Raw genomic sequence first — 1,865 nt, 5'->3', positions numbered from 1 at the left:
TAAGATGAAAACCCCTTTGGAGCAGATTACGAGAAAGCAAGTAATCCGTAAGATAGTACGATAAACTTCAACTAATTGAGCGTCTCTTCTATTTTAGGAGGGGAAGCAAGGTGGGACCGCGGATCCAAGTCTTTTGAAATTCGTCCTTGCAATATCGAGAAAATATTTGCAGAAAAAGGGTGAAATTCAAAAGACTTTTTCTTTTTTCTGCTAAGGAGTTTATTATGGCTAATGAAGAAAAGCTTGCTCTAATCAGACACTCAATGTCTCACGTTATGGCAGAGGCTGTTCTCGAGATGTTCCCAACTGCACAAATTGCTATTGGACCTGCTATCGAAAATGGTTTTTACTATGATTTCGAGCTTCCTCGCCAGCTTGTTAATGAAGATCTTGATGAAATTACAGAACGCATGAAGAAAATCATCAAGAGTGACAAGGAATTTAAGAGAATTGAAGTCACAAGAGAAGAAGCAAGAGAGAAGTTTAAGGACCAAAAGTATAAGTTAGAACTTTTGGATGCAATCCCTGAAGGTGAAACAGTTACATTATATAACCAGGGTGGTTTTACAGATCTTTGTAGAGGACCACATGTAAAGAGTACAAGAGAGCTTAATCCAGATGCTTTCAAACTCCTTTCTATTGCTGGTGCTTATTGGCGTGGTAAAGAGTCAAATCCTATGCTTACAAGAATTTATGCAACAGCATGGACTAATCCTAAAGACTTAAGATTATATCTTGATCACTTAGCTGATATCGAAAGAAGAGATCATAGAAAGCTTGGTAAAGATTTAGACTTATTCTCACTTCATGAAGAAGCTGGTCCTGGTCTTGTTTATTGGCATCCACGTGGAGCTAGAATTAGACAGACTATCGAGCAGTTCTGGAGAGAAGAGCATTATAAGAATGGATATGAGATGGTTTATACACCTCATGTTGGTAAGAGTTGGCTTTGGGAAACTTCTGGTCACTTAGGTTTCTATAAAGAAGGTATGTATCCTCCAATGAAGATGGATAATGCTGACTACTATGTTAAGCCAATGAACTGCCCTTTCCATATCATGATTTATAAGAACAGCTTAAAGAGCTATAGAGATCTTCCATGTCGTTGGGCAGAGCTTGGTACTGTTTACCGATATGAAAAAGCTGGTGCTTTACATGGACTTATGAGAGTAAGAGGTTTTACTCAGGATGATGCACACCTCTTCTGTACACCTGAACAGATGGATGATGAAATTCTTGAGGTATTGAGATTCTCTCTCCACATGCTTCATTCTTTTGGTTTTAATGATATCCATGCTTATATTTCAACACGCCCTGAAAAGTCTGTTGGTGATCCAGCTCTTTGGGATAGTGCAACAGAGTCATTAAAGAAGGCAGTAGAAAGAGAAGGACTTTCTTACGATATCGATGAAGGTGGTGGCGCATTCTATGGACCAAAGATTGACCTTAAGATTAAGGATGCAATTGGTCGTGAATGGCAGCTCTCAACAGTTCAGTTCGACTTCAACCTCCCTGAGAGATTTAAGATGACATTCGTTGATAAGGATGGCGTTGAGAAGAGGCCATTGATGATTCACAGAGCTTTACTTGGTTCTATTGAAAGATTCTTTGGTGTATTGCTAGAAAACTTCGCTGGAGCATTCCCACCATGGCTTGCACCAGAGCAGGTATGTATCGTTCCTGTAGGTGAAATGGCTAACGACTATGCTAAACAGCTTGAAGCTAGACTTAAGAGCGAAGGAATTAGAGTATACAGCGATCTTTCTAACGATAGAATGAATGCTAAGATTAGAAAGGCTCAACAGATGAAGGTTCCATACCAGCTTATCTTAGGTGAGAAGGAAATGGCAGCTGGTTCTGTTTCA

At 39.5% G+C, this 1,865-nt stretch carries 1 protein-coding gene; it reads left to right on the top strand.

The annotated features are described in order from the left end of the window. Positions 1-224: 224 nt before the first annotated feature. The coding region (thrS, locus tag SOY52_RS11070) for a threonine--tRNA ligase (RefSeq protein ID WP_320849016.1) at positions 225-1,865 on the top strand (1,641 nt) is incomplete at its 3' end.

Origin of the sequence: Bullifex sp. (genome assembly GCF_034103065.1) — a bacterium.
In the GTDB taxonomy this organism is placed as follows: Bacteria; Spirochaetota; Spirochaetia; order Sphaerochaetales; family Sphaerochaetaceae; genus Bullifex.
This window is presented reverse-complemented; position numbering and strand designations above follow the sequence as displayed.